Raw genomic sequence first — 5,339 nt, forward strand, 5'->3', positions numbered from 1 at the left:
GGCGATAGAGTCGCAGCTCACGCCCTGTGGTCCCCGCGCATGCGGGGGTGGTCCCTCCCCCCGGAATGGGACGAGCTTCCGGACGAGGTGGTCCCCGCGCATGCGGGGGTGGTCCCCAGGTGCAGCCCGCACCCCTGGACCTGTTCACGTGGTCCCCGCGCATGCGGGGGTGGTCCCGGAGGATGGCCGGAGATCGCCCGTGGTGGCTCGTGGTCCCCGCGCATGCGGGGGTGGTCCCCTTGTACGACGGGACCGCCTGGGTCGTGCAGGGTGGTCCCCGCGCATGCGGGGGTGGTCCCGTCGGAGGCATCCAGCTCCTCCCCGAGCACGAGTGGTCCCCGCGCATGCGGGGGTGGTCCCCGCCTCCTGCGCCGCCCGGCCCGGGATGGCCTGTGGTCCCCGCGCATGCGGGGGTGGTCCCCCCTTCCGCGACCCGGAGCTGAAAGCTCCGACCGTGGTCCCCGCGCATGCGGGGGTGGTCCCAGCAGCGCCGGGAGCCGGCGGCGGCGCTGTACGTGGTCCCCGCGCATGCGGGGGTGGTCCCCTGATCAGCCACGCCGTCGTCAACCTGCTGACGTGGTCCCCGCGCATGCGGGGGTGGTCCCAGGCGCTGTGCGGGGATGAGGCCGGGCATACCGTGGTCCCCGCGCATGCGGGGGTGGTCCCCGTCGGCCCACCGGCAGCCCTCCAGGTCCAGGGTGGTCCCCGCGCATGCGGGGGTGGTCCCCACTCCTGCACGGGGGCGAACAGGCCGTAGGGGTGGTCCCCGCACACGCGGGGGTGGTCCCTGCGCGCTGGCAATGGGAGGCAGCGGACGTGGGTGGTCCCCGCACACGCGGGGGTGGTCCCCGCTACCACGACCGCGCCGCTGACATCGACCAGTGGTCCCCGCGCATGCGGGGGTGGTCCCTGGCGAAGCTGCTGGAGCGCACCGCGCCGGAGGTGGTCCCCGCGCATGCGGGGGTGGTCCCCGCGACTTCCTCATCCGCGGCATGGGCTTCAGGTGGTCCCCGCGCATGCGGGGGTGGTCCCGGCGTCGGCCGCCCGGTCGAGAGCCTGCTTCTGTGGTCCCCGCGCATGCGGGGGTGGTCCGTTGCGGCAGACCTGGACCGCGTAGACGAGGGGGCGGTCCCCGCGCATGCGGGGGTGGTCCCTCCGTAGCGGGCACCGAGGATCCGCGGGGCGTGTGGTCCCCGCGCATGCGGGGGTGGTCCCCACCGGGTTCTCAAGCCCGGCCTCATGGGAACGTGGTCCCCACGCACGCGGGGTCGCTCCCTTTTTGTTTCGGTTGGCGTCCGCCTTCCCTGGATGGTCAACGGCCGCGCTGCGGAAACCGGGGAATGGGCCGGGTGTCCCCTGGGGCGGCGCTGTGGGCGGACCGTGCACGGTTCCTTATCGGTTGTCCCGGCCGGGCGTTGTTCCTAGGCTGCCGCCATGGTCGCCGCCGGATACGACGCGTTGGTCGATGCCGCCATGGCCGCTCCCGTCGAGGGGTGGGATTTTGGCTGGTTGGCGGGGCGGGCCGAGGGGTCGGACCCGTCGTGGTCGTACCGGGAGTTGGCCCGGGCGTGTCTCGCCTCCGCAGATGCCGCACTCGATATCGATACCGGGGGCGGTGAACTGCTGGCCGGGCTGGCCCCCTTGCCGCGGCGGATGTGGGCGACTGAGGGGTGGGCGCCGAATGTAGGCGCTGCTCGGCAGAGGCTGGAGCCGCTCGGGGTCACCGTGTTACCGGCTCCCGAGCCGGACGCGCTGCCGTTGCCGGGCGGCGCGGTGGAGGTGGTGTTGAACCGCCATGGCCGGTTGGCCGCGCGGGAGATCGGGCGGGTGCTGCGGCCCGGCGGGGTGTTGCTCACCCAACAGGTCGGCAGCGACGACTGTGCCGGGCTGAACCGTGCGCTCGGTGCGCCGCCGCCCACCCATCCGCCGGGAAATTGGGACGTGCGCACCGCCAGTGCGGCATTGACCGGAGCCGGGTTCCGGCTCCGGCGCGTCCAGGAGGAATACCCGGCCCTGACGTTCTACGACATCGGGGCCCTGATCTACCATCTGCGGCTGGTCGCCTGGCAGGTGCCGGGTTTTTCGCCGGAGCGGTACGGTCCGGCGTTGCGGCGCCTGCATGCGCGGATGGGCGTGGAGGGACGGTTCGATGTCCGGGCGCACCGGTTCCTGATCGTCGCCGAGCGGCCGGGCACCGGTGTTCGTCCCTGACGCCCGTGCCGGTGTGGCTCGCCCCGGTGGCGCGGGCCGGGGTTCCGCACGATGTCGCCGGAGGGGTGGGGTGGGTGACACACCCTGGTTGCCGCCGCGCCCTCAGAGGTTGCCGCCCGCGGTCGGCTCCGGAGCTGCGTCAGGCTCCGCGCCCCCAGGCGGCCCCGCACCCGCACCGTTCCCGCCGCCGGACCCGCGCCCGGCGCCGGGCCCCGCCTACGTACCCGGGCGCAGCGCGGCCAGTTGTTCGGCGAACGGGACGAGGTCCGGTTCCCGCCGGGCCTTGGCCGCGCCGCCCGCCATGAGGGTGGCCAGTTCCCGGCCGGCCCGGTGGATGCGGGCGGGGAGCCGGTCGATCAGCGGGTCGGTGCCGCCGCCCCAGTCCTCGGCCGCCGCGTACACGCCGGTGGGGACGACGGTGGTCCGCAGGTAGCCGAACAGGGGCCGCATCGCGTGGTCGAGCATGAGCGAGTGCCGGGGGCTGCCGCCGGTGGCGGCGATCAGTACCGGGCGGCCGGCGAGCTGGTCGGCTTCGAGCAGGTCGGCGTAGGACTTGAACAGTCCGCTGTAGGAGGCGTTGAACACCGGGGTGACGGCGATGATGCCGTCGGCTCCGGTGGTGGCGTCCAGCGCTTCGCGCAGCGCCGGGCCGGGGAAGCCGGTGGCGAGGTGCTGGGCGATGTCGCCGGCCAGTTCGCGGAGTTCGAACACGCGGGTGTCGACGTCGCGTTCCTGCTCGGCGAGGTGTTCCTCGGTGGCGCGGGCCAGCCGGTCGGCCAGCAGCCGGGTGGTGGAGGGCTTGCCGAGGCCGGCCGTGACGACGGTGAGTTTCAGCGCGGTCATCGCTGCGTTCCTTCCTTCTGCTCCGCGGCGTTCTTCCGCTCCGCCAGGACCCGGGCGGCGTGGGTGGGGCCTTCGGGGACGCCGGGGGCCCGGCGCGCCGCGAACTCCTTGCGCAGCACGGGGAGGACGTCCTCGCCCAGCAGGTCGAGCTGTTCCAGGACGGTCTTCAGCGGCAGTCCGGCGTGGTCGACGAGGAACAGCTGGCGCTGGTAGTCGCCGAAGGTGTCGCGGAAGGCGAGGGTCTTCTCGATGACTTCCTGCGGGCTGCCGACGGTGAGCGGGGTCTGGTCGGTGAATTCCTCCAGCGAGGGGCCGTGGCCGTACACCGGGGCGTTGTCGAAGTAGGGCCGGAACTCGCGGACGGCGTCCTGGGAGTTGCGGCGCATGAAGAACTGTCCGCCGAGGCCGACCATGGCGGTGTGGCGCGGTCCGTGTCCGTAGTGTTCCCAGCGGTCGCGGTAGAGGTCGATGAGGCGCTGGAAGTGCTCCTTGGGCCAGAAGATGTTGTTGGCGAAGAAGCCGTCGCCGTAGTAGGCGGCCTGTTCGGCGATCTCGGGGCTGCGGATGGAGCCGTGCCAGACGAACGGCGGGACGCCGTCCAGCGGGCGCGGGGTGGAGGTGAAGCCCTGGAGGGGGGTGCGGAAGCGGCCTTCCCAGTCGACGACGTCCTCGCGCCACAGCCGGTGGAGCAGCGCGTAGTTCTCGATCGCGAGGGGGATGCCCTGCCGGATGTCCTGGCCGAACCACGGGTAGACGGGGCCGGTGTTGCCGCGGCCGAGCATGAGGTCGACCCGGCCGTCCGCCAGGTGCTGGAGCATGGCGAAGTCCTCGGCGATCTTCACCGGGTCGTTGGTGGTGATGAGGGTGGTGGAGGTGGAGAGGATGAGCCGCTCGGTGCGGGCGGCGATCCAGCCGAGCATGGTGGTGGGCGAGGAGGGGACGAACGGCGGGTTGTGGTGCTCGCCGGTGGCGAAGACGTCCAGGCCGATCTCCTCGGCCTTCAGGGCGATGGTGGTCATCGCCTTGATGCGGTCGTGCTCGCTCGGCGTGGTGCCGTTGGTGGGGTCGGTGGTGACATCACCGACCGTGAAAATGCCGAACTGCATCGTGCCCGCCTCCCATGTTGTTGACTGTTCAACTATATCCCGGGAACGCACCCGCTCCGCCCCCCTATTCCCCCGTTCAGACCGCGCCGAGCCCGTAGGTGTCGCCGCCCAGCGCCAACCGCGCCTCACCGGCCGTCGCGTCCGCCAGCCAGCCCTCGAAGCCCGGCACCTCGTCCGCCGGGAGCGCGATCTCGATCGTCACCCCGGCCGCGTACCGCACCTCCCGCACCGCGTGCCCCCTCGCGCGCAGCTCATGCTCCAGACGGCCCGCCCGCTGATGCCCGACCTCGACCGTGGCCAGCCGGTACCGCAACCGCTCCACCGTCCCCACCGCGTCGAGCGCCGCGCCCACCGCCCCGCCGTACGCGCGGATCAGCCCGCCCGCGCCCAGCTTCACCCCGCCGTAGTACCGGGTCACCACCGCCACCGCGTACCGGATCTCCCGCCGGGTCAGCATCCGCAGCATCGGCACCCCCGCCGTACCGCCCGGCTCGCCGTCGTCGCTGCACTTCTGCACCCCGGCGTCCGCACCGATCACATACGCCCAGCAGTGGTGCGTGGCCGTCGGATGCGCCGCCCGCTCGCGGGCCACCACCGCCGCGGCCTCCTCCTCGGTGCCGGCCGGTGCCAGCGCGCACACGAAGCGTGAACGGTTGACCTCGCTCTCGTGCACGCCCCCCGCACCGGCCACCGTCAGATACCCGTCCCGCATCGGGCCAGCCTAAGCCGCGCCCGGGGAATGGCACGGCCGGGGCGGCCGTTGACACGATCATGGATACCTCAGCGGAAACCGTACGGCGTGTGCTGACCGGAACCGGCGACACCTGGGCGGTCGTCGGTCTCTCCGCCAACGAGCGCCGGGCCGCCTACGGCGTGGCCGCCGTCCTCCAGCGCTTCGGCAAGCGCATCGTGCCCGTCCACCCCAAGGCCGAGACGGTGCACGGCGAACGCGGCTACGCCTCGCTCGCCGACATCCCCTTCCCGGTCGACGTCGTGGACGTCTTCGTCAACAGTTCGCTGGCGGGCGCGGTCGCCGACGAGGCGGTGGCCATCGGTGCCAAGGCGGTCTGGTTCCAGCTCGGTGTGATCGACGAGGCCGCCCGGGACCGTACCCGGGCGGCCGGACTCGACGTGGTGATGGACCGCTGCCCCGCGATCGAGATCCCCCGGCTGCCGGAC

Annotated in this window: 5 protein-coding genes and 1 CRISPR repeat array; of the genes, 2 read left to right on the forward strand and 3 right to left on the reverse strand. The window is 73.0% G+C overall.

Features of this window, described 5'->3' with window-relative positions; genetic code table 11:
* Positions 1 to 26 precede the first annotated feature (26 nt).
* Positions 27 to 1,276: direct repeats of the CRISPR family, unit length 29 nt; unit sequence GTGGTCCCCGCGCATGCGGGGGTGGTCCC.
* Between the two features lie 158 nt (positions 1,277 to 1,434).
* Positions 1,435 to 2,211, forward strand: a complete 777-nt coding sequence (locus ACFV5N_RS24210; RefSeq protein ID WP_385603613.1) for an SAM-dependent methyltransferase — start codon at positions 1,435 to 1,437, stop codon at positions 2,209 to 2,211.
* Between the two features lie 216 nt (positions 2,212 to 2,427).
* On the opposite strand, the gene ACFV5N_RS24215 is transcribed toward ACFV5N_RS24210, so the two are convergent.
* The 3 genes from ACFV5N_RS24215 to ACFV5N_RS24225 form a co-directional block, all read right to left on the reverse strand.
* Positions 2,428 to 3,054 carry an FMN reductase gene (locus tag ACFV5N_RS24215; RefSeq protein ID WP_385603615.1) on the reverse strand — a complete coding sequence of 209 codons (627 nt, stop codon included), beginning with the start codon at positions 3,052 to 3,054 and terminating at the stop codon, positions 2,428 to 2,430.
* Complete coding sequence (locus ACFV5N_RS24220) at positions 3,051 to 4,160, reverse strand: LLM class flavin-dependent oxidoreductase (protein WP_385603618.1); 1,110 nt, start codon at positions 4,158 to 4,160, stop codon at positions 3,051 to 3,053. The genes ACFV5N_RS24215 and ACFV5N_RS24220 overlap by 4 nt, the downstream gene beginning before the upstream one ends.
* A gap of 76 nt (positions 4,161 to 4,236) precedes the next feature.
* Complete coding sequence (locus ACFV5N_RS24225; RefSeq protein WP_385603622.1) at positions 4,237 to 4,872, reverse strand: YigZ family protein; 636 nt, start codon at positions 4,870 to 4,872, stop codon at positions 4,237 to 4,239.
* A gap of 59 nt (positions 4,873 to 4,931) precedes the next feature.
* Here ACFV5N_RS24225 and ACFV5N_RS24230 point away from each other — a divergent pair.
* Positions 4,932 to 5,339: CoA-binding protein (locus ACFV5N_RS24230; RefSeq protein WP_385603625.1), on the forward strand; the 408-nt coding region annotated here is incomplete at its 3' end.

Origin of the sequence: Streptomyces sp. NPDC059853 (assembly GCF_042731495.1) — a bacterium.
Taxonomy (GTDB): Bacteria; Actinomycetota; Actinomycetes; order Streptomycetales; family Streptomycetaceae; genus Streptomyces.